26 protein-coding genes are annotated in these 25,605 nt (G+C 70.4%); 7 read left to right on the forward strand and 19 right to left on the reverse strand.

Translation table 11 applies throughout. From position 1 onward, the window contains the following. A partial coding sequence (locus ACWCSD_RS07460; protein WP_449913556.1) for a serine hydrolase occupies positions 1-1,107 on the forward strand: 1,107 nt, incomplete at its 5' end. Here ACWCSD_RS07460 and ACWCSD_RS07465 read toward each other — a convergent pair. From ACWCSD_RS07465 to ACWCSD_RS07505, 9 genes are read right to left on the reverse strand one after another with little or no spacing between them, the layout of a single operon-like run. After that, positions 1,102-2,640 carry an amylo-alpha-1,6-glucosidase gene (locus ACWCSD_RS07465; RefSeq protein ID WP_449913557.1) on the reverse strand — a complete coding sequence of 513 codons (1,539 nt, stop codon included), beginning with the start codon at positions 2,638-2,640 and terminating at the stop codon, positions 1,102-1,104. The two genes, ACWCSD_RS07460 and ACWCSD_RS07465, sit on opposite strands and share 6 nt — an antisense overlap. Beyond that, the gene (locus ACWCSD_RS07470; RefSeq protein ID WP_358288097.1) at positions 2,641-3,462 is read right to left on the reverse strand and encodes a carbohydrate ABC transporter permease; all 822 of its coding nucleotides are present in this window, start codon (positions 3,460-3,462) and stop codon (positions 2,641-2,643) included. Positions 3,463-3,472: 10 nt separating this feature from the next. Next, entirely contained in the window at positions 3,473-4,402 is a 930-nt protein-coding gene (locus ACWCSD_RS07475) for a carbohydrate ABC transporter permease (protein ID WP_358288100.1), read from the reverse strand. Between the two features lie 3 nt (positions 4,403-4,405). Beyond that, positions 4,406-5,695: an ABC transporter substrate-binding protein gene (locus ACWCSD_RS07480; protein ID WP_397166027.1), complete on the reverse strand. Its 1,290-nt coding sequence runs from the start codon at positions 5,693-5,695 to the stop codon at positions 4,406-4,408. Positions 5,696-5,729: 34 nt separating this feature from the next. Further along, positions 5,730-6,485, reverse strand: a complete 756-nt coding sequence (locus tag ACWCSD_RS07485; protein ID WP_397166028.1) for an SDR family NAD(P)-dependent oxidoreductase — start codon at positions 6,483-6,485, stop codon at positions 5,730-5,732. Beyond that, positions 6,482-7,678, reverse strand: a complete 1,197-nt coding sequence (locus ACWCSD_RS07490; protein WP_449913561.1) for an ATP-NAD kinase family protein — start codon at positions 7,676-7,678, stop codon at positions 6,482-6,484. Before ACWCSD_RS07490 ends, ACWCSD_RS07485 begins: the two co-directional genes overlap by 4 nt. 3 nt (positions 7,679-7,681) lie before the next feature. Next, complete coding sequence (gcvPB, locus tag ACWCSD_RS07495) at positions 7,682-9,238, reverse strand: aminomethyl-transferring glycine dehydrogenase subunit GcvPB (protein ID WP_449913562.1); 1,557 nt, start codon at positions 9,236-9,238, stop codon at positions 7,682-7,684. Further along, positions 9,235-10,566 carry an aminomethyl-transferring glycine dehydrogenase subunit GcvPA gene (gene gcvPA, locus ACWCSD_RS07500; protein ID WP_397166033.1) on the reverse strand — a complete coding sequence of 444 codons (1,332 nt, stop codon included), beginning with the start codon at positions 10,564-10,566 and terminating at the stop codon, positions 9,235-9,237. Before gcvPA ends, gcvPB begins: the two co-directional genes overlap by 4 nt. Then, entirely contained in the window at positions 10,563-12,509 is a 1,947-nt protein-coding gene (locus ACWCSD_RS07505; protein ID WP_449913564.1) for a beta-galactosidase, read from the reverse strand. The genes gcvPA and ACWCSD_RS07505 overlap by 4 nt, the downstream gene beginning before the upstream one ends. A 112-nt stretch (positions 12,510-12,621) precedes the next feature. Between ACWCSD_RS07505 and ACWCSD_RS07510 the strand changes: the two genes are divergently transcribed. The 4 genes from ACWCSD_RS07510 to ACWCSD_RS07525 all read left to right on the forward strand — a co-directional run bounded on the left by ACWCSD_RS07510 (position 12,622) and on the right by ACWCSD_RS07525 (position 15,272). Further along, positions 12,622-13,260, forward strand: coding sequence for a GntR family transcriptional regulator (locus ACWCSD_RS07510; protein ID WP_352326109.1), 639 nt, complete (start codon positions 12,622-12,624; stop codon positions 13,258-13,260). Positions 13,261-13,325: 65 nt separating this feature from the next. Next, positions 13,326-14,297 (forward strand): pirin family protein, encoded by a 972-nt coding sequence (locus tag ACWCSD_RS07515; protein WP_449913566.1) that lies wholly within the window; start codon positions 13,326-13,328, stop codon positions 14,295-14,297. 64 nt (positions 14,298-14,361) lie between these two features. Next, entirely contained in the window at positions 14,362-14,910 is a 549-nt protein-coding gene (locus tag ACWCSD_RS07520) for a MarR family winged helix-turn-helix transcriptional regulator (protein ID WP_397166037.1), read from the forward strand. Then, positions 14,907-15,272, forward strand: coding sequence for a hypothetical protein (locus ACWCSD_RS07525; RefSeq protein ID WP_397166038.1), 366 nt, complete (start codon positions 14,907-14,909; stop codon positions 15,270-15,272). Before ACWCSD_RS07520 ends, ACWCSD_RS07525 begins: the two co-directional genes overlap by 4 nt. Here ACWCSD_RS07525 and ACWCSD_RS07530 read toward each other — a convergent pair. From ACWCSD_RS07530 to ngcE, 6 genes are all read right to left on the reverse strand, one after another. Continuing rightward, positions 15,265-15,603, reverse strand: coding sequence for a nuclear transport factor 2 family protein (locus tag ACWCSD_RS07530; protein ID WP_397166040.1), 339 nt, complete (start codon positions 15,601-15,603; stop codon positions 15,265-15,267). The genes ACWCSD_RS07525 and ACWCSD_RS07530 overlap by 8 nt on opposite strands. After that, positions 15,600-16,670 (reverse strand): low temperature requirement protein A, encoded by a 1,071-nt coding sequence (locus ACWCSD_RS07535; RefSeq protein ID WP_358288130.1) that lies wholly within the window; start codon positions 16,668-16,670, stop codon positions 15,600-15,602. The genes ACWCSD_RS07530 and ACWCSD_RS07535 overlap by 4 nt, the downstream gene beginning before the upstream one ends. Positions 16,671-16,754: 84 nt before the next feature. Next, positions 16,755-17,294: a superoxide dismutase family protein gene (locus ACWCSD_RS07540; protein ID WP_397166044.1), complete on the reverse strand. Its 540-nt coding sequence runs from the start codon at positions 17,292-17,294 to the stop codon at positions 16,755-16,757. Positions 17,295-17,380: 86 nt separating this feature from the next. Further along, complete coding sequence (locus tag ACWCSD_RS07545) at positions 17,381-18,235, reverse strand: carbohydrate ABC transporter permease (RefSeq protein ID WP_352326101.1); 855 nt, start codon at positions 18,233-18,235, stop codon at positions 17,381-17,383. Next, the gene (locus tag ACWCSD_RS07550; protein ID WP_352352001.1) at positions 18,235-19,152 is read right to left on the reverse strand and encodes a carbohydrate ABC transporter permease; all 918 of its coding nucleotides are present in this window, start codon (positions 19,150-19,152) and stop codon (positions 18,235-18,237) included. The genes ACWCSD_RS07545 and ACWCSD_RS07550 overlap by 1 nt, the downstream gene beginning before the upstream one ends. 4 nt (positions 19,153-19,156) lie before the next feature. Beyond that, a complete protein-coding gene (gene ngcE / locus ACWCSD_RS07555) occupies positions 19,157-20,605 on the reverse strand; it encodes an N-acetylglucosamine/diacetylchitobiose ABC transporter substrate-binding protein (RefSeq protein WP_358288139.1) in 1,449 nt (482 codons plus the stop codon). A 154-nt stretch (positions 20,606-20,759) separates the two neighbouring features. On the opposite strand from ngcE, the gene ACWCSD_RS07560 reads away from it, so the two are divergent. After that, on the forward strand, positions 20,760-22,025 hold the full coding sequence (locus ACWCSD_RS07560; protein ID WP_397166048.1) for an alkyl sulfatase dimerization domain-containing protein: 1,266 nt from the start codon (positions 20,760-20,762) through the stop codon (positions 22,023-22,025). Between the two features lie 33 nt (positions 22,026-22,058). Here the strand turns inward: ACWCSD_RS07560 and ACWCSD_RS07565 are convergent, their stop codons facing one another. Both ACWCSD_RS07565 and ACWCSD_RS07570 read right to left on the reverse strand, forming a co-directional pair. Beyond that, entirely contained in the window at positions 22,059-23,024 is a 966-nt protein-coding gene (locus tag ACWCSD_RS07565; protein ID WP_397166049.1) for a hypothetical protein, read from the reverse strand. Then, entirely contained in the window at positions 23,021-23,563 is a 543-nt protein-coding gene (locus ACWCSD_RS07570; RefSeq protein ID WP_358288148.1) for an RNA polymerase sigma factor, read from the reverse strand. Before ACWCSD_RS07570 ends, ACWCSD_RS07565 begins: the two co-directional genes overlap by 4 nt. Positions 23,564-23,655: 92 nt before the next feature. Here ACWCSD_RS07570 and ACWCSD_RS07575 point away from each other — a divergent pair, with 92 nt between their 5' ends. Next, positions 23,656-24,099, forward strand: coding sequence for an NUDIX hydrolase (locus tag ACWCSD_RS07575; protein ID WP_397166051.1), 444 nt, complete (start codon positions 23,656-23,658; stop codon positions 24,097-24,099). A 9-nt stretch (positions 24,100-24,108) separates the two neighbouring features. Here ACWCSD_RS07575 and ACWCSD_RS07580 read toward each other — a convergent pair whose 3' ends face one another. Both ACWCSD_RS07580 and ACWCSD_RS07585 read right to left on the reverse strand, forming a co-directional pair. Continuing rightward, positions 24,109-24,447 (reverse strand): hypothetical protein, encoded by a 339-nt coding sequence (locus ACWCSD_RS07580; protein ID WP_449913569.1) that lies wholly within the window; start codon positions 24,445-24,447, stop codon positions 24,109-24,111. 202 nt (positions 24,448-24,649) lie between these two features. Then, the gene (locus ACWCSD_RS07585) at positions 24,650-25,498 is read right to left on the reverse strand and encodes a hypothetical protein (RefSeq protein ID WP_449913571.1); all 849 of its coding nucleotides are present in this window, start codon (positions 25,496-25,498) and stop codon (positions 24,650-24,652) included. Positions 25,499-25,605 lie beyond the last annotated feature (107 nt).

A 25,605-nucleotide genomic window follows, 5' to 3' on the forward strand; every position in this document is an offset into this window, starting at 1 on the left:
CTGCCAGGAGGCGCTGGAGCGCACGGCGTCCGCGCTGGCCGCGCAGACCTACCCGGCCGAACTCGTCGAGATCGTGGTCGCCGACGACGGCAGCAATCGGCGACCGTCACGGCGGCCGGCAAGGCGTTCACCCTCGCGCTCGGGGTGGACGGCACCGGGAAGGTCGACTACATCCAGTTCACCGGCGTCGCGCCCGCCAGCTGGCCGGAGCTGGACCAGCGGCTGCGCCAGGCCGCGCCGCGGGCCGGCTTCCTGGCCGCCGAGCTGACCGGCGATGGCCGCTGCCGCCCGGTCCACGCGGTGGCCGGCGAGAAGACGTTCCCGCTCGGCTCCATGTTCAAGCTGTACGTGCTGGGCGCGGTGGCCGAGCGCATCAGGAGCGGCGCGTTCGGCTGGGACACCGAGCTGACGATCAGGCCCGAGCTGAAGAGCCTGCCGAGCGGCGAGCTGCAGGACCGCCCGGACAACAGCAAGGTGACGGTGCTGGAGGCGGCCCGGCTGATGATCTCCATCAGTGACAACACCGCCACCGACCTGCTGATTCACCAGGCCGGTCGCAAGGCGGTCGAGCGGGTCGTGCGCTCGTGGGGCGGCGACCGGCGCAACGTGCCGTTCCTGACGACCCGGGAGCTGTTCGTGCTCAAGGGCGCCGACTACCCCCGGCACGCCGAGCGGTACCTGTCGCTCGGCACGTCGGCGCGCCGCGGCTACCTGGCCGGGGTCGTGGACAAGGTGCCGCTGTCGGAGGTGCGGCCGTGGACCGAGCCGCGCGAGCTGGACCGGCTGGAGTGGTTCGCCACGCCCGCCCAGGTCTGCCGCGCCTACGCCGGCCTGGCCCGGCTGAAGGACGCCCGCGTCGGCGAGGTGTTGTCGATCACCGACGCGGGGCTGCGGCTGGACAGGAACCAGTGGCCCGTCGTGTGGCACAAGGGCGGCTCGGAGCCGGGCCTGCTGGCCATGAGCTTCCTCGCCCGTACGGCCGCCGGCCGGACCTACGTGGTGTCCACGACGGCCGTGAACCCGGACGCCCCCTTCCAGCAGGGCCCGGTGGCCCAGGAGCTGCTGGTGCTGACGCGGGGGGCGTTCGGGCTGGTCAGGTCCTCATAGGGCGGCGTGGGCGAGGTCGACGAACAGGGCCGAGGACCAGCCGAAGCCGGTCGTGGCGCGGCCCGCCCGCCGTCCCGTGAGGGGGTTCCAGTACTCGTACAGGCCGCCGCCGTCGCGCACCATGGCCAGAGTGCGGGCGGCGAGCTCGGCGGCGACGTCCGGGTGGCCGGAGCGGCGCAGGCCGTCGATCAGCAGGTAGTTGACGTTCAGCCAGACCGGGCCGCGCCACATGGCGTCGGGGTCGAAGCGCGGGTCGTCGAAGGCCACCGTGGGGACCGGCCGCTCGCCCCAGAAGGCGGGCGAGGTGAGGTCCTGGACCAGCCGGTCGGCGATCTCGGCCGGGAGGCGGCCGGTGAGCAGCGGCATGAGGTCGAGCGGCGTCCGCACGTCGGCGTCGGCCGCGCCGGCGACCTTGGTGACGAAGCGGCGGCCGTTCCAGCGGCGTTCGACCATGCGGTCCACGAGCGCCTGGGCCCTGGCCCGCCACTCGCCGGCGTCCTTGCCGAGCGCGGCGGCGATGTCGCCCAGGCGGTCGTACTGGAGGGCCAGGTAGGAGTTGAGGTCCGGGGGCTCGGCGCGCGGGCCGCCGTCCCAGATGGGGCTGTCGTCCAGGCCCGAGGAGTACGGGTGCAGGTACTCGGCCAGGCCGTCGCCGTCCGGGTCGGAGTGGGCGAACCACCACTGCTGCGACCTGACCAGCGGCTCGTAGACCTCGGCCAGGAAGCCCGGGTCGGGGTCCACCTCGTGGATCTTCCACACCGCCCAGGCGGTCAGCGGCGGCTTGGTGACGGGCACGGCGTGCGCGATCGGCTCGCCGCCGACGTGCTGGGCCAGCCGGGCCAGGTCGGAGCGGGGCAGGTCGGTGGTCTCGGCGAGCACGCCGTGGTCGTGCACCACGTCGGGGATCAGGCCGTCGGGACGCTGGTTGTCGAGCAGGATGCGGATCTGCTCCCTGGCCAGGGCGGGGTCGGCGTGCCGCAGGGCGATGGCGTGGAAGTAGGAGTCCCAGTTCCACAGGCCGACGTAGCCGTACTTGGAGGGGATGAGGGATTCCCTGCCCTGGATGCTTACCAGGTTGACGGCCAGCGTCCACCAGGCCTGCTCGGCGCGTTCGCGCAGCTCGCCGGGGACGGCGGGCATCCGGGCGAACCAGGCGGCCCAGCGTTCGGCGGCCTCGGCCAGCACCTTCGCGCCGTCGGTGACGGTCCGCTCGCCGGCCAGGGTGAGGCAGCCGTCCACGGCGGCCTCACCGCCGTCCCAGACGGCCCTGGCGCCCTCGCCGACCGCGACGAGGGTGTCGGGGTCGGCGAAGGCCAGGGTCACGTCACCGTCGAACTCCACCCGGTGGGGCAGGGCCCGGCGCACGCGCAGCTCCCGGGAACCGGCGTAGAACCGCAGTCCGGCGCGGACGGTCGTGTCGTCGAGCCGGGTCTCGTAGAGCGCCTCGGCGACGCGCAGCGAGCCGTCGTCGGCCGCCATGACGAGCAGCCGCGAGCCGCGCTCGGTGAAGGGACGTTCGCGCAGGTCCAGCACTTACTTTCCTCCCAGGCCGGAGGCGGCCATCGAGTTGATGATCTTCCGCTGCCCGATCAGGAACGCGATCAGCGTCGGCACCACGGCGATCGCCGAGGCCGCCAGGATCTGCCCGTAGTCGGTCGCGCCGTGCTGCTGGGCGAACTGGCTGAGCAGCAGCGGGACGGTGGCCAGCTCCGGCGTGTTCAGGAAGATCAGCGGGAACAGGAACGAGTTCCAGGACGCCAGGAACACGATGATGCCGAGCGCGCCGAGCCCCGGCCGGATGTTGGGCAGGACGATGCTCCAGAAGCACCGCCACCGGCCCGCGCCGTCGATCCTGGCCGCCTCCTCCAGCTCGATCGGCACCGCCCTGATGAACTGGCGCAGCAGGAACACCGCGAACGGGTTCGCGATCGTCGGGATGATCAGCGACAGGTGCGAGTCGATCCAGCCGAACTTGGCCAGCATCAGGTAGAGCGGCACGATCGTCACCTGCGCCGGCACCATCTGCGTGGCCAGGAACAGCACGAACAGCACGCCCGAGCCCCTGAACCTGATCCGGGCGAAGGCGTAGGCGGCCATGGCCGAGGTGAGCAGGGTGAGCACCACGTTGAGGGCTGCGATGTAGAAGCTGTTCCAGTACGCCAGCCCGAACGGCATGGTCGACAGCGCGTCGGGATAGTTCTGCCAGGTCCAGGGGTTGGGCAGCCAGGCGGTCGGATCGTTGATCATCTGCCGCACGCCCTTGGCGGAGGTGAACAACATCCACACGAACGGGAACAGCATCAGCAGCCCGCCGACCGTGAGCGCGGCGTGCAGACCGATCTGCCGTGATCTCATGCGTACCGCCTCACGAGTCGTAGTGGACGAAGCGCTTCTGCGCGGCGAACTGGACCAGCGTCACGAGCAGCGTCAGCACCAGCAGGATCAGGGCGGCCGCGCTGCTCGGCCCGAACTCGAACTTCTTGAAGCCGAGATCGAAGATGTGGTACACGATCGTGCGCGCGCCCTCGTTGTCCTTCGGGTCCACCAGCACGTAGATCTGGTCGAACGCCTGGAACGAGCTGATCACCGCGACCACGCTGGAGAAGAAGATCGTGGGCGACAGCAGCGGCAGCGTGACCGACCGGAAGATCCGGAAGGAGCTCGCGCCGTCGATCCGGGCGGCCTCGACGACCTGCGGCGGGATGGTCTGCAGCCCGGCCATGAAGATCACCACGTTGAGGCCGAGCGAGGACCAGATCGTCACCACGGCGATCGCCACGATGACCCAGCCGGGGTCGAGCAGCCAGTCGGGGCCGCTGACGCCGAACCAGCTCCTGAGCGAGGTGTTCAGCACGCCGTTCTCGTCGCCGGCCAGGATGACCTGCCACATCAGGGCGACGGCCACCGAGCTGGTGACGACCGGCATGAAGTACACGACCCGGTAGACGTTGCTGCCCTTGATGCTGTTCAGGGCGACCGCGATCAGCACCGCCAGGGCGAGCCCGAACGGCACGGTCAGCAGCGCCAGCTTGACCGTGTTCCACACCGCGCGGCCGAACAGCGGGTCGGTGAGCTGGGCGGCGAAGTTGGACAGCCCGGCCCACGACTTCTCGCCGAGCCCGTCCCAGTTCATGAAGGCCAGCACCACGGCGAACCCGAGCGGGATCACCAGGAACACCACCAGCGCGCCGACCTGCGGCGCGAGGAAGATCGCGGCCCACCAGCCGTCGCGGTCGCGCAGCTTCTTGGCGGGCCGCGCGGCGGTCTTGCCGCGCGGCCCGGCGAGCACGGCCATCCGCTAGCCCAGCTTGCCGTCGACGAGGGTCTGCAGCTCGGTCATGCCCTGCTCGAAGCCGAGCTTGCCCTGCCAGACCTTCATCAGGTGCTCGTTGATCGAGGCGGTCAGGCCGGGCACCGCGACCTCTTCGGGGTAGTTCGCGAAGCCGGTGTCCCGGACGTCGAGGAACGTCTGGGCGTGCGCGGGGTAGTTGCCGTCCAGCACGACCTGCTCGGCGCCCTTGATCGAGGGGACCGCGCCGCCGTTCTTGAGCCGCAGGAGCTGGCCCTCCTTGCTGACGAACTCCGTCAGGAAGGTGAAGGCCTCCTTGGGCTGCTTGGTGCCCTTGTTGAGCGCCAGGTAGGAGGCCGCCACGGCGCCGGGCATCGGCTCGCCGGTCTCGGACGGGAACGGGACGATGTCGTAGTTGTCCAGCTCGCCGCCCTTCTTGACGATGTCGATCATCCAGCGGCCACCGGCGAAGAAGCCCGCCTTGTGCTTGATGAACTGGGTGTTCGCGCCGTTGCTGGCCGGCAGCACGTCCGCGCTCAGGAACGTCTTGTCCTGGTAGCCCTTGGCCAGCGTCTCCAGCGCCTTGCGGGACTTGGGGTCGGTGGTGGCGACGAACTTGCCGCCGTCCCAGACCTTGCCGCCAAAGCCGGAGACGACCGAGTACGTGGATCCGTACCAGTTCCAGTAGATGGACCCGCCCAGGCCCGCGGCCTTGAGCTTGGCGTTCATGTCCAGGTACTTGGCCATGGTCCACTGCTTGGACGCGTTGAGGGTGGCCGGGTCCTCGGTGATGCCGGCGGCCTTCAGGGCCTTCTTGTCGTACCAGAGGACCTCGGGGTTGGTGTCGTTCGGGACGCCGTAGATCTGGCCGTCCTTCTTGGCGCCGCCGTACACGCCCTCGAAGAAGTCCTCGGGCTTGCTCTTGGAGTCCGGGCCCGCGAGCTGGTCGTTGAGCGGCGCGACGACACCGGCGGAGACGAACTTGCCGATGTTGTCGTCGCCCACGAAGAACACGTCGGGAGCCGTGCCGCTGGTGAGCTGGGCGAGCAGTTTGGGGTGGTAGTCCTCGTACTTGGCGACGGACTCCAGCTTGAGCTTGATGTTGGGGTGACGCTGCTCGAAGTCCTTGGTGAAGGACTCGTAGAGCTTGACGTCCTCCGCCGATCCCCACGTGGACCAGCGGATGGTGACCTGCCCTGCGGCGGCGTTCCCGCTCACGCCTGGAACGTTCCCTCCACCGCCGCTGCAGGCGGTGGCGGCGGTGGCGAGCAGACCCAGTACGGCCAGCGCACGCTTCATGATGGGCTCCTTCGGGGGGGTGGTGCTGTTGGGGCTACGCGAGCCCGCCGCCGTCGACGACGAGAGCGGAACCGGTGATGTAACTGGCGGCGTCGCTCGCCAGGAAGAGGACGGCCTGGGCGATCTCCTCGGGGCTGCCCGAGCGGCCCATCGGCCGGTCGGCGGCGTCGGCCTCGAAGGCGGCCCAGTCCTCGTTGAGCTGACGGGCCTCGTCCCGCAGCATCGGGGTGTTCGTGTCGCCGGGGTTGACGGAGTTCACCCGGATCCCGGCCTTGGCGTGGTCGATCGCCAGCGCCCTGGTCATGTTGACGACGGCCGCCTTGGAGGCGCAGTAGGAGATCGCGTTCCCGCCGCCCTTGAGGCCCCAGCCGGAGCCCGTGTTGACGATCGAGCCGCCCTCGCTCATGAGCGGGATGGCGTGCTTGCACATCAGGAACACCGAGCGCACGTTGACCGCCATCACGCGGTCCCACTCGTCGGCGTCGAGGTCGAGCGCGGTGGTGCGGCGGATGATGCCCGCGTTGTTGAACAGGACGTGCAGACCGCCGTAGGTGTCCACGGCCGTGCGGGTGATGCGCCGGCAGTCCTCCTCCGCGGACACGTCCCCCTGGACGGCCACCGCGGCCGCCCCCGTCCGCGTGATCTCCTTGGCCGTCGCCTCGGCCCCGGCGCCGTCGATGTCGGCGACGACGACCTGGGCGCCCGCCTCGGCGAAGAGCAACGCCGTCGCCCGGCCGATGCCGGAGGCACCGCCGGTGACGATCGCGACCTTGCCATCGAGCCTGTTCATCCGTAGAACTCCTCACTTGCCGCACAAATGCGATAAATCGTGCTTTCGCGGTATCCGGTGATCACCCGTACGTGCCCGGCCAGCTTCCGGTCCAGTTCCTGGTCCCCGCTGTCGGCCAGCAGCGGCCGTCCGCCGAGCCCGGCCAGCTTCTGCTGGGTGGCCAGCACGACCAGCCGGTCGCCGGACCCGTCACCGAGCACCTCGTCGAGCACCCGCGGCGAGACCTGCTGGTTGCCGCGGCCGAGCACGAAGCCCTGTCCGCCGATCACCGACAGCACGATGACCGTCTCCCGGCCGCGTACCAGCTCGAACAGCTCCCCCTCGGTCACGTCGGCGGCCACCAGGTCGGCGCCACCGCCCGCGCGGGCCTCGACCACGTCCACGCCGAGCAGCGTGGTGGCGAGCCCGAGCTCCCTGCCCACGGCCGCCGTGGTGGCGCCGGGGCCGAGCACGTAGCGCGCCCCCGGCCGCAGCCGGGCCGCGACCTCCCGGGCGATGCCCTCGACCGTGGCCGGAGCCGCGTCCGAGGAGCCCGCCTTGCGTCCCGACAGGGCCGCGCGACCTGCCGGGACGCGCAGGCTACCGTAGAGCCGGGGGCTGACGAGCCCGCGGCGGTAGCGCTCCTCGTCCAGGTCGACCACCTCGGCCTCGACGCTGTCCGGCCGGGCCAGGAAGTCGGCGGCCACGAACCCGGCGGTGGCCGGGCTGAGCGCGAAGCACCCCGAGTACACCTTGACCCCGGCCGGGATCCCGAGCACGGGCGGCGCCTGGCCGCCCAGCTCCCGCACGGCGTCGAGCACGTCGCGCGCCGTGCCGTCGCCGCCGGCGAACAGCAGCAGGTCCACGCCGGCGAGCGCGGCGACGGCCGCCCGGGTGTCGGCGGCCGTGGTCGCGGCCGTGCTCATGCCATTGTCCTGGACGCCGGAGGGCGCCAGCTCGTACGGGACCGCGGCGGCGCGGGCGCTGTCCTCGCCCATCGCCCCCGCCACGGTCACCAGCCGGGCCCCGGGACGGCGGGCGAGCAGCGTGGCGACGGCCTGCGCGGCCCGCCGCCCCGCCTTGGGCTCGGCGCCCTTGGCCAGGGCCGCGCGCTGCACGTCGGCGCCGTCGCTGCCCTTGAGCCCCACGGACCCGCCCAGCCCGGCGACCGGGTTGACGACCAGCCCGATCACGCCGTTCCCTCCGGACGTCATGGCTCAGCCGCCCGCGGCCAGGTGCTTGCGCACGTACGCCCGCCAGGTCGGCGCCCACTGCTTGGGGTCGTCGAGCGGCGTCGGGTCGATCTTGTGGATCGTCTGGTTGTACGGCGCGCCCTTGACGAACTCCGGATCCCGCCGCGCCTCCGAGGCGACGTGCTCCAGGATCGCCGCGTACTCGTCCAGGTCCTCCCGCGAGTACGACTCCGTCGGCTCCAGCGTGAACGGCTCCGGCACCAGGTACGGGTGGTGGCTGGTCCAGTAGTGGACGCCGAAGTCGGCGGCGCGCACCCCGATCTCCTCCGAGTGCACCCCCGTCTCCTCCGACAGCTCCTGCCAGGAGTAGCGGACCTGCTCGATCCGGCGCTGGTTCCACGGCGCCGAGGCCCCGGGGATCTGCAGCACCTTGTGCATCAGGTAGTTGTTGTTCAGCGCCGATGTCTCGGCCACCTCGCGCAGCCCCTTCGCGCCCAGGGTCATGATCCAGGCGTAGGCGCGCACGATGTTCGGGGTGACGCCGAGGAACGGCCGGATCTTGCCGACGCTCTGCGCGGGCGTCTCCAGCCCGTAGGAGTCGCCGTCGAAGGAGACGACCGGGCCGGGCAGGAACGGCTCCAGCTCCGGCGAGACGCCGCAGGCGCCGGCCGCCGGGCCGCCGCAGGCGTGCGGCGTGGAGAACGTCTTGTGCAGGTTGAAGTGGCACAGGTCGAACCCGGCATCGCGGGCCCTGGTGATGCCGAGGATGCCGTTGGCGTTGGCCTGGTCGTAACAGGCCAGGCCGCCGACCTCGTGCACCAGGTCCACGAACTCCTTGATCCTGGAGTTGTAGATGCCGGTGTCCTCGGGGTTGGTGATCATCAGGGCGGCCGTGCGCGGGCCGACGGCGGCGCGAAGGGCCTCGATGTCGGGCAGGCCGTTGGCGTCCGGCATGAGGGTGATGACCTCGTACCCGGCGACCTTGGCGCAGGCCGCGTTCGAGGGGTGCGAGAACATCGTGGTGATGACCTGGTCCCGGTGGCCCTCGCCGCGGGCGGCGTGGTAGGCCCTGATCATGGCGATGTTGGCGTAGATCGCCGCCGAGCCCGAGCCGGGCTGGAGCGACACCCGCGACATGCCGGAGATCTCGGCCAGCATGCGCTCCAGCCGCCAGTAGATCTCCAGCACGCCCTGCACGGTGTCCTCGTGCTGCAGCGGGTGCAGCTCGGCGATCGCGTTGGCGAACTGGTCGTTGACCTTCGGGCTGTACTTCATCGTGCAGGTGCCCTGGCCGATGTCGATGTTGAGGTCGACGCCCAGGTTCTCCTGCGACAGCCGCAGGTAGTGCCGCACCACGTGCGGCTGCGACATCTCGGGCAGCTTCGGCGGGGTGGCCCGCCCGACGCCCTCGGGCAGCTCGACCTTCGGCGCGCCCGGCTCGGGCACGGCGATGCCGCGGCGGCCCGGGCTGGACAGCTCGAAGATGATCGGCTCGTCCCAGCGTGCCTGGTGGAAGCGGCGCAGCGGCGGCTTGGGCGCCACCGGCAGTTCCGCGAAGGACTCGGCTCCGTGCCCGCTCATGCCTGCACAACCTCCTGTACGGCTGCCGCGAGCCGGTCGATGTCGTCGATGGTGTGGCGTTCGGTCACGCAGACCAGCACCGTGCGCTCGTCCAGCGGGACGCCGCCGTAGATGCCGCGCTCGCGCAGCCCGGCGAGCAGCGCCGCGGAGTCGGCCACCTCGATCGCGAACTCGCGGAAGTGCACCGAGCCCGCGTGCCGGACGGTGACCGACCGGCCCAGGGCGTCCATCGCGTACCGGGTGCGGGCCAGGACGGTCTCGCCGAGCTCCTTCATGCCCTGCGGGCCCATGAGCGCGAGGTAGACCCCGGCCGTGATGCCCCACAGGGCCGCGGCCGTGCCCACCCATTCCTTGCCCTCTTCGCGCAGGGCGAAGGAGGTGCGGTCGTAGAAGACGTCGCCGAAGCCGTACTCGCCGGGGACCTTCGTCGGCGCGATGCCGAACAGGCGCGAGGGGAACTCGGCGACCAGCGGCTCGTGGTCCTGGGTGGCGATGTAGCCGGCGTGGCCGCCGCCGTAGTTCTGGTGGATGCCGAGCGACTGGATGTCGCCGCAGACGATGTCGGCGCCGTAGGAGGCGGGCGGGGCCAGCACGCCCAGGGAGATGGGGTCGGCGCTGACGACCAGCAGCGCGCCGGCGGCGTGCGCGTGGTCGGCCAGCTCCCGGCCACGGGTCTCGACGACGCCGTAGACGTTCGGGGTCTCCAGGTACAGGGCGGCGTAGGAGTCGTCCAGCGCGACCTCGCCGATCTGCCCGTCCTCGGCCACCGGGGCGAGCTCGATGGTGATGTCGGGGGCCAGGAAGTCACGCAGCTTGCTCAGCTTGTCGGCGCCGATCGCCCCGGTGACCAGCACCTTCGACCGCTTGGTGTAGCGGCAGGCCATGCGCAGCGCGGTGCCCGAGGCCTGGAAGCCGTCGTAGGTGGGGACGTTGACGACGTCCATCTCCAGCAGCTCGCCCATCATGCTGACGTACTCGAACAGGGCCTGGAAGCGGCCGTGGTCCTCGTACGGCTCGCCCGCGTACGCGGTCAGGAACTCGCTCCTGGAGTTGACCTCGTCGCAGACGGCGGGCACGTGGTGCGGGTAGCAGCCGTGGCCGAGGAAGCTGAGCGCCTCCTCGGTGTCGGTGTTCCGGGCGAACAGCCCCCTCATGTGGCGCACCAGGTCGCGCTCGGCGGTGAACGGCGCCGGCAGGTCGAGGGGCCGGTCGAGCCGCAGCTCCGCGGGGATGTCGGCGTAGAACTCGTCGACGCTCGACGCGCCGACCGCCGCGAGCATCTCGGCTCGTACGCCCGGCTCGGCGTTGGGTATGTACGGGTGCGTCACTTGTCTCCTTCGATCCTGAGCACGACGGCGTCGCGCGGGGCCAGCTCGATGCCGCCCCGCAGTTCGGCCCCGGTGAGCAGGTCCGTCCCCGGGTGCGGGAGCGTGACCGGCTGCGGGGCGGTGGTGTGGTTGAGGAGGAACAGGTGGCCGCCCCTCCTGACGGCCTCCACGCCCTGCGGCACGTCGATGCGGTCGATGCCGTCCAGCAGCGGCTCCAGCACCGGCGTCACGTCGTCGAGCAGGCAGCCGACGTAGGTGGCCGTGCCCTTGCGGGTGACGGCGGGCAGTCCGTCCAGGTCGCCGCCCTCGAACAGGGCGACGGGCTCGGCGCCCTCCAGCCTGATCCACTCGGCCCAGGTGCGGGCCTCGCCGAGGCCGGTGCGCTGGACGTCCCCGTCGGCGAGCGGCCAGAACTCCTCCACGGCGATGCCGAGCAGGTCGCCCAGCGGGCCGGGCGCGCCGCCCTCGTGCACCTGGTCGCTCTCGTCCACGACGCCGCTGAACGGGCCCACGACGAGCCTGCCCTGGTACGCCTCCAGCGCCTTGGCCTGCTCGGCGGTGCACATGTACAGGTTCGGGGCGATGACCAGCTCGTACGGCGACAGGTCCCGGCCGGGCGGCACCAGGTCGACCGCGATGCCCCTGGCGTGCAGCGGGGCGTACCAGGCGAGCAGCAGCTCCTTGAGCCTGAGCCGGTTGGACGGCATGGACTCGGGGGCCTCCAGGGCCCACCAGCTCGGCCAGTCGAGCACGAGCGCGACCTGGGCGCGGGCGTCACTGCCCGCGACCTCCGACAACCGCCGCAGGTCGGCGCCGAGCGCCAGGGTGTCCCGCCAGCCACGGGTACGCGTCCCGCCGTGCGGCAGCATCGCCGAGTGGAACTTCTCGGGGCCGTACTTGGCCTGCCGCCACTGGAAGAACATCACGCCGTCGGAGCCGTGGGCGAGCGCCTGGAGGCTGTGCAGGCGCATCATGCCGGGCGGCTTGGGGACGTTCACCTCGCGCCAGGACACCGCGGACGGCGCGGACTCCAGCAGCAGCCAGGGCCCCTGCCGCAGCGAGCGCATGAGGTCGTAGCTGAGCGCCACCTGCACGTGCGAGGTCGGGTCGGCCGGGTCGGGGTAGGCGTCGTCGCTCACCAGGTCCTCGGCCGCGGCCCACTTCCAGTAGTCGAGGCCGTGCAGGATGCTCATGAAGTTCGTGGTGACCGGGACGTCCGGCGTGATCGCGCGCAGCGCCGCCTTCTCGGCCAGGAACAGCTCCAGGAGGGCGTCGCTGCAGAAGCGCCGCCAGTCGAGCAGCTGGGCGGGGTTGACCGGGCCCGGGGCCGTCCTGGGCGGCTCGACCTGGCCGAAGGACGTGTAGTGCTGACCCCAGCAGGAGGTGCCCCAGGCGGCGTTGAGGCCGCCGACGGTCGCGTACCGCTCTTCCAGCCAGCGGCGGAAGTGGGCGGCGGACTCGGGGCAGAAGCACTCCAGCGTGTGGTCGGCGTACTCGTTGCCGATGTGCCACATGGCCAGCGCCGGGTGGTCGCCGTAGCGCTCGGCCATCGCGGTGGCCATCCGTACGGCGTGCTCGCGGTAGACCGGCGAGCTCGGGCAGTAGCCCTGCCGGGAGCCGAACTCCAGCCGCACGCCGTCGGCGTTGACCGGCAGCATCTCGGGGTGCTCGCGCACCAGCCACGGCGGCGGCGTCGCGGTGGCGGTGGCCAGGTCGGCGGCGATGCCGTGCTCGTGCAGCAGGTCGATGACCCGGTCGAGCCACCCGAAGTCGTAGACCCCGCGCTCGGGCTCCAGGCGCGACCAGGAGAACACCGCGACGGTCGCCATGTTGACCCCGGCCTCGGCCATGAGCCGCGCGTCCTCGGCCCACACCTCCTCCGGCCACTGCTCGGGGTTGTAGTCTCCGCCGAACAGCAGCCCCGGTATCCGGGTCAGCCCCACTCGAACTCCTCGATCATGCAATGTAATATTTTGTATGCCGAATTCATAGTGCAGTATTTTGCATCACGTCAAGGGTTAAGATTCGGTTGTCCTGAACGAGAGGGAGTCCCCCATGCCGATCGAGCGGCGACCGTTGCGCGAGCAGATCAGGGAAGAGCTGCTGAGCCGGCTCGACCGGGGCGACTTCGCCGCCGGCACCGACATCAACGAGGCCTCCCTCGCCGCCGACCTGGGCGTCAGCCGCACCCCCCTGCGCGAGGCGCTGATCACGCTGGCGGGCGAGGGCGTGCTGGAGAGCAACCAGGGGCGCGGTTTCCGGTTCGCCCCGGTGAGCCGGCGCGAGTTCCGCGAGCTGTGCGAGATCGTGGCCGCCCTGGAGTCGCTGGCCCTCGACTGCTCCGACCCGGCCCACCTGCGCTCGATCGCCCCCGACCTGCTCAAGCTGGCCCAGGACTTCCCCGACAACGTGGCCGAGCAGCAGGTCATCGAGCGCCACGACGACGAGTGGCACGACCTGCTGCTGAGCGGCTGCCGCAACGAGCGCCTGCTCGACCTCATCACCAGCGTCAAGGCCGGCATGCGCCGCTACGCGCACCTGATCGCCGGCGACGACGCGCCCCTGGAGCGCGAGGCCGCCGAGCACCGCCGCATCGCCGAGTTCCTGCTGGCCGACGAGCCGGCCAAGGCCGTCCAGGCGCTGCGCGACAATTGGATCAACGGCATGGAACGGATGATGTCCCGCATCCCGTGACGCGACGGAATAGTTGAAATCTCAACTTGGTTGCATGGGGCAGATCCCGCTGGAAGGAGCGCGACATGCCCGCCGTAACCGTTGAGAACCCGCTCACCCTCCCCCGCGTGCCCGCGCCCGTGGCGGGGGTCCCCGAGCGGAAGGTGCTCGCCGTCGAGACCGCGCCCAGCGGGTTCGAGGGCGAGGGCTTCCCCGTGCGCCGCGCCCTGGCGGCGATCAAGCTCGAATACCTCGACCCGTTCGTGATGATGGACCAGATGGGCGAGATCGACTACGCCGCCGGCGAGCCCAAGGGCACGCCCTGGCATCCGCACCGCGGCTTCGAGACCGTCACGTACATGATCGACGGCGTCATGGAGCACCTCGACTCCAACGGCGGCGGCGGCACGATCAGCAACGGCGACACCCAGTGGATGACGGCCGCCTCCGGCATCCTGCACAAGGAGGCGCCGCCGGAGTGGCTCGTGCAGAAGGGCGGGCTGTTCCACGGCATCCAGCTCTGGGTCAACCTGCCGGGCGCCAAGAAGATGATCGCGCCGAAGTACCAGGACATCGGGCGGTCCAGCGTCGCGCTGCTGAGCAGCCACGACGGCGGCGCGCTGGTCCGGCTGATCGCCGGCGAGCTGGCCGGGAACACCGGTCCGGGCAGCACGCAGACGCCGATCACGCTGCTGCACGCCACCATCACCCCGGGCGCGCGGCTGACCCTGCCCTGGCGCAAGGACTACAACGCCCTGGTGTACGCCCTCTCCGGCCGCGGCACGGTCGGAGCCGAGCGGCGTCCGCTGAACAGCGGGCAGCTCGCGGTCTTCGACGGCTTCGGCAACCGGCCGGGCCTGACCACCCTGGGCGAGACCATCACGATCGAGGCCAAGGACACCCTCGACGTGCTCGTGCTGGGCGGCGAGCCGATCGGTGAGCCGGTGGCCCACCACGGCCCGTTCGTCATGAACACCCGCGCCGAGCTGGTCCAGGCGTTCGAGGACTTCCAGGCGGGCCGCCTCGGCACGATCCCGGCCGAGCACGCCCACTCCTGACCGTCCTGCCGCGAAGGCCCGTGCGTTCCGCACGGGCCTTCGCTTTTTCTGGTAGACATTCATTGTGAAGGACGTACATAAATTTGACCAGGAGCCGGACGGCTCCCTCTTCGACCCACGGGCCAGGGCGGCCATGAGCGAGTTCGCCGGCGGCGGCGACACCGCGGCCTTCGAGGCGGCCGCCGCCGTGCGGACGGCGTACCAGGCGGTCGAGCGCATGCGCGCACACGGCAGCGAGGGCCGCGGGCTCAGCTCGGGCGCGATGGACGTCCTGCTGCGCCTCGGCGCGGCGGGCGCCGGCGCCGGCATCAGCATCGGCGACCTGGCCCAGGCCGCCGGGGTCAGCTCGCGCAACGTGACCGGCCTGGTGGACACCCTGGAGCGCGACGGCCTGGCGCGGCGGGTCCAGGACAGCCGCGACCGGCGCTCGGTGCTGGCCGTGATCACCGACGAGGGCCGGGCGTGGATCGAGGCGTTCCGCACGCCGTCGCAGCTGGCGATGCGGGCGATGTTCCAGGGCTTCTCGGCCGCGGACCTGACCGCGCTGCGGCACCTGTGCCTGCGGCTGGCCGACAACGAGCAGCGGCTCGCGGCACACCTGGAGGGGCGATGACGGGCACCCGTGAGGTGGTCAGGGCCTACCACGAGGCCAGGCTCCGCGGCGACGTGCCGGCCGCGGCGGCGTTGATCGGCGAGGGCTTCTCGTTCAGGAGCCCGTTCGTCTCCTCCTCCGACGCCGCCGGTCACCTGGCCGGCATCGAGGCCCTGGTGAGCGTGGTGACCGGGGTCGACCTGATCAGCGAGCTGTACGGCGAGTCGGAGGCGACCCTCGTCTACGACCTGCACACCGCCACGCCGGCCGGCACGCAGCGCACGGCCGAGCACTTCAAGCTCGGCCCCGACGGGCGGATCCGGACCATCATGCTGATCTTCGACGCCGCGCCCTGGCAGCCGATGGCGGCGGCGATCAGGTGAGCGGCAGGGCGGCGGCGGTCTGACGCCAGATCCTGCCGTCCCTGACGACCAGCGTCCCGAACGTGGTGACCCGGTTCCCGCCCACGGTCATGACCGCGTTGTAGAAGATCACGTCGTCCTCGACGCGCAGCGACGTGATCTCCTCCACCCGCGGCCCGGCCGCCAGGTAGCCGGTGAACAACTCGCGGATCTCCGCGGCGCCCCTGGCCGCCCGGTCGAACCGGACGACCACCGCCTCGTCGTGGTACTGGGCGAGCAGCGCCGCCAGGTCGCCGTCGGCGATGGCGGCGAGCTGGCGGTCGAACACTTCCTGGGTCACTTCCTGGGTCACGGTGTGCCTTCCGGGGAGGGGCGCAGCAGGTCGTAGCCCACCTGCGCGGCGCCGTACAACAGCAGGAGCGGGAGCGCCGCCGCGACGGGCAGCGCCGAGGAGGCGAGGGCGAGCACGGCGGCGGCCAGCCGGACGGCACCCGCCCGGCGGTCGGCCGAGCACAGGTGCTGAAGGCCGAGCACGGCGAAGACCACGGCGGCCGGCACCCCGACGGCCCAGCTCGCCCCCGACGGGTGCATGATCGCGTGCTCGATCCCGATGCCGAACGCCACCAGGCCCATCGACAGCGGCAGGTGCGAGTACACCCACACCTGCCCGGCCAGCTTGGTGCGCAGCACGACGGACTCGTCGACGTGGTCGAAGTACAGCCACCAGAAGGCCATCGCGATGGCCACCCCGGCCAGCGCGACCAGCAGCACGGACGGGGTGACCTCGTGCCCCTTGAGCCCGGTGACCACGGCGGCGACCACCTCGCCGAGCACGATCACGACGAACAGCCCGAACCGCTCCGGCAGGTGCTCGCTCTGCGGCGGGAGCCGGCTCTGGTGGCCGCGGCTGAGCAGCGGGGTGGCCAGGTCGATCACCAGCGCCACGGCCCACAAGGCGTACCGCTGCGGCGGATCGACGGCGAGGGAGGCCACCCAGATGACCGCGGCGACGCTGAACCCGGCCGCGTACCGCACGGTGAGCGGCCTGGCCTCGGGGACGTGCCGGCCGGCTCTGAGGTAGGCGACGACCAGCAGGATCCGGGCCGCGGCGTAGGAGATCGCGAACAGGGCCGAACGTTGCTCGATGTCGCTGACGCTGGCCGCCATCGTGGCCACCGCGAGGATCTGCGGCAGCGCGAGCAGGCGGTGGCTGACGTCGTCGGTGTCGAAGCGGTTGGCGTAGAAGACGTAACCCGCCCAGGACCACCAGACCGGCACGAACAGGCCGACGAAGGTGAGGACGCGACCGGCGTCGGCCCCGCCGGCGAGCACGTCGGCCAGCTCGGCGACCGCGACGACGAAGACGAGGTCGTAGAGTAGCTCCAGCCAGGTGGCCCGGCGGTGCACCTGCTCGAACAACCGTAAACGGGGCGGCTGCCACTGGCGGCTAGTCAACGCGGGACCTCCACAATATGTAATTGTGTAATTATGCACGCCTTTCGGCTAGTGCAGCGTCAGGCAGGCCACCCGAGGGCCCGCCTCGCCCGCGTGGGCGCCGCTCTTCTTCGTGGCCTTGGCGTGGATGACCAGCGACTTCGGCAGGGCGGCGGGGTCGAGACTCCAGGGATGGCGGGCCGTCGAACGGCCCGCGCCCGACCCGTCGGTGGTGACGTCGAGCCAGATCTCGCTGGCCGGGTCGGCGTGGCCGGGGTTGTGCTGGTAATGGCCGCCCGCGGCGTCGGGGTCGGCGCCGCAGGGCGCGGTGTGCAGGTGGGCGCCGTAGTGGTGGCGGGGCAGGAAGCCCTCCACGACCAGCGAGGTGCGGGTCTCGCCGCCGGTGGACTCGGCCGTGAGGCTGGCCTGCGCGCCCTCCGGGGCCAGGCGGCGGTCGTAGGCGATCGCCGCGGTGTCGCCGGAGGTGAACTCACCGCCGCCGCTCAGCTCCGGCACGCCCGGCGGGCTCGGCTTGGTGACCTCCTGGAGCGGCGCCGGCGGCCCGGCGCAGGCGGCGGCCGTGAACAGGACGAGCAGAAGTGCGGGCACGCGCATGAGGGACCCCCCGGGTGTCTGGCGGAAGGTCCCCCACTCTAATGAGTAGCCGTACGGCTACACGCCGTGTTCGGCGAAACTCACTTCAGCGCCCCCGAGCTGAGCCCGGACTGGATCTGCCGCTGGAAGATGATGTAGACCACCATCACCGGCAGGATCGTCATGCTGAGCGCGGCGAACAGGCCCGGCCAGTCCGCCTCGTAGCCGGCCCTGGTGGAGATCCTGGCGATGCCGAGCGTGAGCGGCCACTTGTCCGGCGCGCCGCCCATGAGCGCCAGGGGCAGCAGGTACTGGTTCCATTGCCCCAGCACGTTGAAGATCGTGATGCTGACCAGGCCGGGCTTGGCCATCGGCACCATGATCTGGAAGAACGTCCTGGTGTGCGAGGCGCCGTCGATCAGCGCCGCCTCGGCGACCGCCTCGGGCAGGGTGCGGAAGAACGCGGCCAGGAAGAAGATCGTGAAGGGCAGCGAGTACGCGATGTAGACGATGATCAGGCCGATGTGCGAGTCGAGCAGCCCGAACTGCTTGACGACGAAGAACAGCGGCCCGAGCGCCAGGAAGATGGGGAAGGCGAGCCCGGCGACGAAGTAGTAGTAGATCAGCTTGCCGCCGAGGAACTTGTAGCGGGCCAGCACGTACGCCGCCATCGAGCCGAACAACATCGTGCCCGCCGTGCCGAAGAACACGACGATGACCGTGTTGAGCATGTACTGCCCGACGTGCGCCTTGTCCCAGGCCCGGCCCCAGGCGTCCAGCCGCAGCGCCCCGGGGAGCTGGAGCGGGTCGCCGAAGATCTCGGTGTTGCTCTTGAACGAGGCCAGGAACGTCCACAACAGCGGCAGGATGATCAGCAGGGCCCAGACGGCCAGGGCGACATGGGAGAGCCCGCTCAGCACGCCGGGCCGCGGCCTGCCCGCTCCACGCGAAGCCATCAGAGCTCAACCCTTTCACGCCTGGTCGTGCGGAGCGTCAGCACGGCGAACGTCACGGTCAGGAAGAACAGCACCACGCCCATCGCCGAGGCGTAGCCGACCTTGTGGTAGTCGAAGGCGGTCTTGTAGATGGTGATGGGCAGGATGGTGGTGGCCCCGTCGGGCTCGCCCCGGTCGCCCGCCAGCACCTGGATCAGCGCGAAGCCGTCGAAGGCGGCGATCCCCAGGTAGATCCAGCCGACCTGGAGGGTGTCGCGCAGCAGCGGCAGCGTGATGGAGAAGAACAGCCGCACCCGGCCGGCCCCGTCGATCGAGGCGGCCTCGAAGTAGTCCTTGGGGATGGCGGCCATGCCCGCGGAGAACAGCACCACGTAGAAGCCGACCGCCTGCCAGACCATCACCGCGATGATCGACCAGAGCGCGAGGCCCGGCTCGGTGAGCCAGCCGATCGGCTCGGACAGCCCGAGCCTGGCCAGCGTGCCGTTGATCACGCCGTCCTCGTCGGGACGGTAGATGGCCTGGAACAGCACGCCGACCACGGCCACGGCGAGAACCTGGGGGAAGAAGAACACCACCCGGTAGAAATTCGACCCCCACACCCCGCGCATTCCCGCGCCGCGGGTGCCGCCGCCGAGATTCAGCAGGAACGACAGGAACAATGCGATGACGATCGTCAGGAGCGGCAGCACCAGCAGGAGAATTCCGTGATTGCGCAGGGCCTGCCAGAAATTGTCGTCCTCGAACAACCGGCCGAAATTGTCCAGCCCCACGTATCGGACGACCGAGCTGACGCCGTTCCAGCTCGTCAGCGAGAGCTGGAAAGCCTGCACATATGGGCTGATCACGAAGACCGTGTAAAGCGTGACCGGGACGGCCAGGAACCCGATGACGAATCCGTACTTGCGCAACCGCTCCATGTGCTCAGGCGCTCCGCGTCTGCTTGGTGACGGAGTCGTCCTTCTTGACGTCGTCGGCCTTCTTCTGCATGCGCTCGCAGAACTCGTCGGGGGTGATGCGGCCGGACATCAGGACGTTGGTCTGCTCCCAGCCGTAGTCGAACAGCTCCTTGTACCAGCCCTCGAACCGGGCGTCGGTGATGATGTTCTCGCCGGCCGCCTCCTGCGCCTTGGCTGCGCTGACCAGGCCGGGCGGGAACTCGGAGCTGTCGGCGGCGCCGGTCACCACCGTGAGGTTGTTGGTCTTCTTGGTGAAGCCCGCCGCGCCCTCCTTCGACAACATGATCCGCAGGTACTCCAGGCCGCCCTGCGGGTTCTTGCCCTTCGCCGCGACGACGAAGTTCTCGCCCACGCCGACCTGGATCGCGCCGTAGGGCATCTTGTCGGAGGCGGTGACGTCGGGGATGGGGGCCAGGGCGTACTCGAAGTCGAGCGGGATGTCCTTGGTCATCTCGTTCTCCAGCCAGGAGCCGCACGGGTAGAACAGCACCTTGTTCTGCAGCTGCTTGACCTGGGTCTGGGTGTGGTCGAGGCCCAGGTACGCCTTGTCGCCGTACTTCTGCTGGACGTCCAGCCAGGCGGTGACCGCCTGCTTGACCGCCTCGCTCTTCCAGGCGTTGTCGACGAGGTTGTCGATGTCGATGATGACCTGGTTGCCGCCGATCTTGGCGGCCGTGTAGAGGACGTTCCAGAGCTGGTAGTACGGGCCCTTCTTGCCGGGATAGGCGAAGAGCACGACGCCTTCCTTCTTGGCCGTCTCGCCGAGCGCGGTGAACTCGGCCCAGGTCTTCGGCACGCTCCAGCCCTTGGCGGCGAACAGCTTGGCGTTGTACCACAGCGCCCGGTGGGAGACGGTGTAGTTGAGCACCAGGTCCTTGCCGTCGAGCTTGCCGTTCTGCAGCACGAGGGGCGTGATCGTGTCGCGGACCTTCTTGGACGGGTCGTCGAAGGAGGGCGCGTCGTAGAGCGGGGTCAGGTCGGCCAGGTGGCCCTCGGCGGCCAGCGCGGCCAGGTCGAGCGCCTCGGGGCCGGAGTTGTTGATCACGTCGGGCATGTCGTTGCCGACGATGCGCGGCCGGAGCTGGGTGCCGATCTGCTGGGTGGCGGTGTGCTTGACCGTGACGCCGGCGTGGGCCTTCTTGTACAGCTCTTCGTGCAGGTCCTTGGCGTAGGAGTCGCCGTAGCCGCCGCTGAAGATGACCACTTCGAGCGGCTTCTTGACGTCGACGCCGAAGGGGTTCTTGGGGTCCGCCGACGCCGCGATCGACGTGGCGGGCGCCGCCGAGGGCTGGTCGCCGCCACCGCCGCTGGTCGCGCAGGCGCTCAGCAGGCTCGCGCCGGGCCCGGCCACGAGCGCGGTCAGGCCGATGCGGCGGAGCAGCTGACGCCGAGTGATCTCGCCCGGGTGGGTCATGGGGGCTCCCGAAGAGGATTCAGTTAGGAAAGTTTCCTAAACGTTTGCCCGAACGTACGAACGCCCGCCGACACGCGTCAAGGGGGCGCAATCGAGACGTGACCTTGCCGTGATCCCTTGCCTAGAACGACGTTCTAGAAGCAGGGTGGGTCACATGATTATCGAGTACGCGGACCGGGTGTGGCGCGGCGAGTCTGACGACAGCATCGTGGACACCGGCATGGAGGGCAAGGGCGTCCAGACCGTGACGGAAGGCGTGGGCTGGTGGGCCGGGTTCGGCAACGCCATCGCCTTCGAGACCGAGGGCGAGCTGCTGCTCTTCGACACCGGCGGGCCGTGGGCCGCCGGACGCCTGCACGAGGACGTCCGCCGCTGGTCCCGGGCGCCGCTGACCACCGCGTTCTACTCGCACGGGCACATCGACCACGTCTTCGGCACGGGACCGTTCGAGGAGTCGGGCCCTCGGGCCACGGTTTACGCCCATCAGGCGGTGATCGATCGGTTCGACCGCTACCTGCTGACAAATGGTTACAACACGGTGATCAACCAGCGGCAGTTCCAGAACACCCGCCTGCGCTGGCCCGCCGACTACCGGCGGCCCGACGTCACCTACACCGACGCGCTGACCGTACGGCGCGGCGGGCTGACCTTCGACCTGCTGCACGCCAAGGGCGAGACCGACGACGCCACCGTCGGCTACGTGCGCGAGCACCGGCTGCTGCTGCCCGGCGACCTGTTCATCTGGGTGACGCCCAACTGCGGCAACCCCCAGAAGGTGCAGCGTTACCCGCGCGAGTGGGTGCACGCGCTGCGCCGGATGGCGGCCCTCGACGCCGAGATCATGCTGCCCAGCCACGGCGCGCCGGTCTTCGGCGCCGACCGCGTGCGGCAGGCGCTGCTGGAGACGGCCGAATGGCTGGAGTCGATCATCACGCAGACGCTCGACCTGCTCAACGCGGGCGCCCGGCTCGACGAGATCGTGCATTCGGTGAAACCTTCCGAGCGCCATTCCGACCGGCCCTATCTGCGGGCCCGCTATGACGAGCCGGAATTCGTCGTACGGAATCTCTGGCGCCTTTACGGCGGCTGGTACGACGGCAATCCGGCCAATCTCAAACCGGCCGCCGAGGCGGTGCTGGCCAAATCCGTGGCGGAACTCGCGGGCGGGCCGCACGCGCTCGCCGACGCGGCGCTCAAAGCCCTTTCCGAGGGCGACGAGCGGCTCGCCGGACATCTCGCGGAAATGGCCGCGCTCGCCGCTCCTGACGACTCGGGAGTACACCGGGTCAGGGCCCAGGTTTTCGCCGCCCGGGCGGCCGGCGAACAGTCATTGATGACGAAGGGCATTTTCACCTGGGCCGCCACGGAATCCTCGGCCCGGGCGGACCGGGGAACCCCGGCACCCCCCGAAGGCGCATAGGCGCCCGCGGGACCGGTGCCGGGGTTCACGGACTCAGGGACCGGTCCAGCCCTCCTGTGGCCGGTCGGCCCGCGGAAGGGAGTCCTTGGGGACGTCGGCGGAGGCCACGGCGTCCACCCTGACCGTGTCCGAGGCGACCTTCATCACGCTGTCGACGATCCAGTCGTCCTTGACGTGCTCCGCGGCCACGTCGTAACCGCTGCCGCTGCCGTCGGGGTTCTGCCACATCACCACGTACTCGATCTTGAGGCCGCGGCGCGACAGCTCGGCCCTGGCGTGCGAGACGGGCTTGCCCACGAGCTTGACGCCGGCCACGCCGTCGGCGGCCACACCCACCGTGCTCGGCGCCATCGCGGCATACCGCTCGCCGGGCTCGGCCGGGCGGCCGATCCCGATGACGACCTTGCCCTTGTACCCGGTCGGCATGGAGATCGTGCCGCACCACACCGACGCGCAGTTCTCGACGCCGCGAACGGTCACGCCGGTCCCCGGCGGGAAGTTCCCGGGGGTGGCGGGGCCGAACAGCATGCCCGCGTACTCGGGCGCGACCGGGATCTTCTTCACCGTGGCGTCCAGGCCGACGGCCCTGAACGCCTCGGTGTAGGCCGCCGCCTCCGCCTCGGGGTCGGTGATGACGACGTCGATGTAGTCGTCGCCGGTCTTGACGGTGACGGCGGCGTTGGCGTACTCGGTGACCGGGCCGAAGATCGGCAGCGTGACGGCGAGCACGGCGGCCAGCCCGGCCGCCACCGCCCCCAGCAGGAACATCTTGCGCGGCGCCCTGCGGCGCGGGCGCGCGACGAGCTCGCGCTCCCCGGCAATGATCGGCTCGGAGGTGATCGGCTCGAAGGTGATCGACTTCATGAGCGCCCGCGCCCCCGCGCCGGACGCCTGCCCGGCGGGCACGCCCGCCAGCTCCTCGTCGCGCACCCGGGCGAGATCGGCGATGTTCACAACGGACTCCTTGTCGTGCCCGCTCGCGGGATCTGGGATGTTCACAACGGGCTCCCTTCGAGGGCGACGGCCTGTGTGCGCTCGACCCCGGCCTCGGTCAGGCGGCGGGCGAAGCGCCGGCGGGCCCGGTACAGGCGGACCCGTACGGCGTTGCGGGTGATGCCGAGGGCGGTGGCGATCTGGCCCGTGTCCAGCTTCTCCCAGGCGACCAGGGCGAGCAGCTCCCGGTCGTCGTCGGAGAGCGTCTTGAACGCCCGGGCCAGCGGCGACAGGTCCTCGACGGACGGCCCGGCGACCACGGGCGCGGCGGCCAGTTCCGCCCGTAACGCCTCGGTGCGCCGCTCGTGGCGGCGCTCACCGCGCCGGTGGTTGGCCAGCACCTTCCTGGCCACGCCGTACAGCCAGAGCCGGGCCTCCTCCCCGCTCGGCACCTCCTCGATGCGCCGCCACGCGATCATGAACGTCTCGGCCACCACGTCGGCCGCGTCGTCGGGGTCGGGGCAGCGGCGCAGCGCGTAGCCGAGCAGGGGTCTGTAGGAGAATGCATAGATCTCCTCGAACCGGCTCTCGGGATCGGCTCCCATCCGGTCTCCTTACGTGAGCATCAACAACACTCACCCCATGTCCGGATTTTTGGCAGCATTACAGCTCTTGGCGGGAGGAGTCGGTTTTGACGGTGAATCGCATCGTAGGCGTCGGCGTGCTGCTCACGGACCCGGACGGGCGCGTGCTGCTCGGCGAGCGGGTGAAGGCGGGCGAGCCCCTGTCGTGGTGCCTGCCCGGCGGGGCGGTGGAGCCCGGCGAGACCTTCGAGGCGGCGGCCGTCCGCGAACTGGCCGAGGAGACCGGCATCCGCGACGCCGGACCGCCGGTCGTCACCGGCGTGGCCCTGGACCACCCTGAGGGAGCCGTACGGGTGACGGCGGCGGTCGCCATGCTCCGGGGCGCCGACGCTCCGGCGGTGACCGAGCCGCACGTCTTCCGTTCATGGCAGTGGTTCCCGTACGACGGGCTGCCGTCCCCGCTGTTCCCGGCGACCGCCCTCGTCCTGGCCGTCCCGGCCTCCGGCTCCGGCGACGGGCTCTACAGGATCACGCCGCCGCCCGTCGCCCGGCCGTGATCCCGGCCGTCAGGAGAAGACCTGCTGGAGAGATCGTCCGGCGTTCGCGCGGACGGTCCAGGCCACGAGGTGGTCGACCTCGGTGCAGGCATCGATCCGCTCACGGACGTCGTCCGGCACCTCGATCCCACGCTCGGTCAGCAAGCACTTGAGCACACATTTCATGCCAGCCAGCCGAGCGTGATCCTCGTATTCCTCCTTGTAGTTCTCTCCGTAGCCCTCCTTGTAGCCCGCCATGAACGCCAGCAAGCCGAGCATCCATTCGGGCGCCCAGTCAGCCACCGTGCGGCGCTGCTTGTACGCCTCGCGAACGGAAGGGCGGTACACCGGCCAGTTGATGGACGTCATGGTCTCCTCTCGAACGCCGATTGTCGTGAACGGGGTCGCACCGAGACTGATCATGTGCCCTCAGCCGGCCTCCGGGTGTCCGGCACGTCGCCACGCTCCGGCACCCCGTCATCCCGAGCACAGTCAAGATCTGCTGCTGAACCAGCAGACAGGACGATCAGAACCTGGACCGGGTGCACCTGAGTGCCCGGCGCCAAGTGCGTCAGCCGTCCGAATCGTCGAACAGGTCGCGGGCGGACTGAACACTGCTCGCGCGAACGGTCCAGTGCATGAGCAGGTCGACGTCGGTACAGGCGTCGACGCGCGCGCGAACGTCCTGGGGGACATCGATGCCACGCGCGTCCAGCAGATACAGCACGATTCTCCGTGCGGTCTCGTGGCTGCCCTGTGCGTGGCCCACTGCGTGGCCCCTGCCGAAGTGTTGGTGGGCGAAGCGGCTGTGGCCCGGCCAGTCGGTGGACGCCATGATCTCCTCCAAGATGAATTTGACCTCGGGTGCGGACATACTGCACGCGTATTCACTGTACTTCGCAGCGTGATCGCCGACGGTTTCCGCCAGCGCCGTCGCGAACGCCTCGATGACCTTCCGCTCACGCCCGTGGATCATGACGGACATGACCGCGAGTTCGAGGTGAGCGGCGGCCTCTTGCGGGTCGGTGATCGCCGGTACGTCGTCCGGGCCCAGCACGTACGCCTGGAGGCGGTAGCCGGTAAGCCCGGTGTCGATCGGCCGGGAGTAGTAGGCGGCGGCTCCCCGGTCCGGACAGACGACCAGGACTGTCACGTCGCAGCGCAGCATCAGCCACTGCGCGGCGGCGTAACGGGCCAGTTGCCGGGGGTCTTTGGACTTGTCCTGCTGGATCTCCACGATGATGGCGTGCGCGGGGCTCTGCGGCGGGCCGAGCACGATGCCGAGGTCCGGCTCGATGTCGTCGGAAGGCCGGGTGTTGAACAGGCGGTCCTCCTGCCGGACCAGCGACGTGGAGGGCAGGTCGACGCCCATCAGGTCACGCAGGATCTCCACCGCCACTTGAGGCCGGTCGGCGAACATCTGTCTGAGAGCGTCATGTCGGGGGGACGGCATGACACTTATTGTCACACGGCGAGCGCGTAGTGTGACCATCCTCGATAGAGGAGCGCTCGTCGCGGGGCTGCGAG

This window comes from Nonomuraea sp. NPDC001684 (assembly GCF_053596515.1).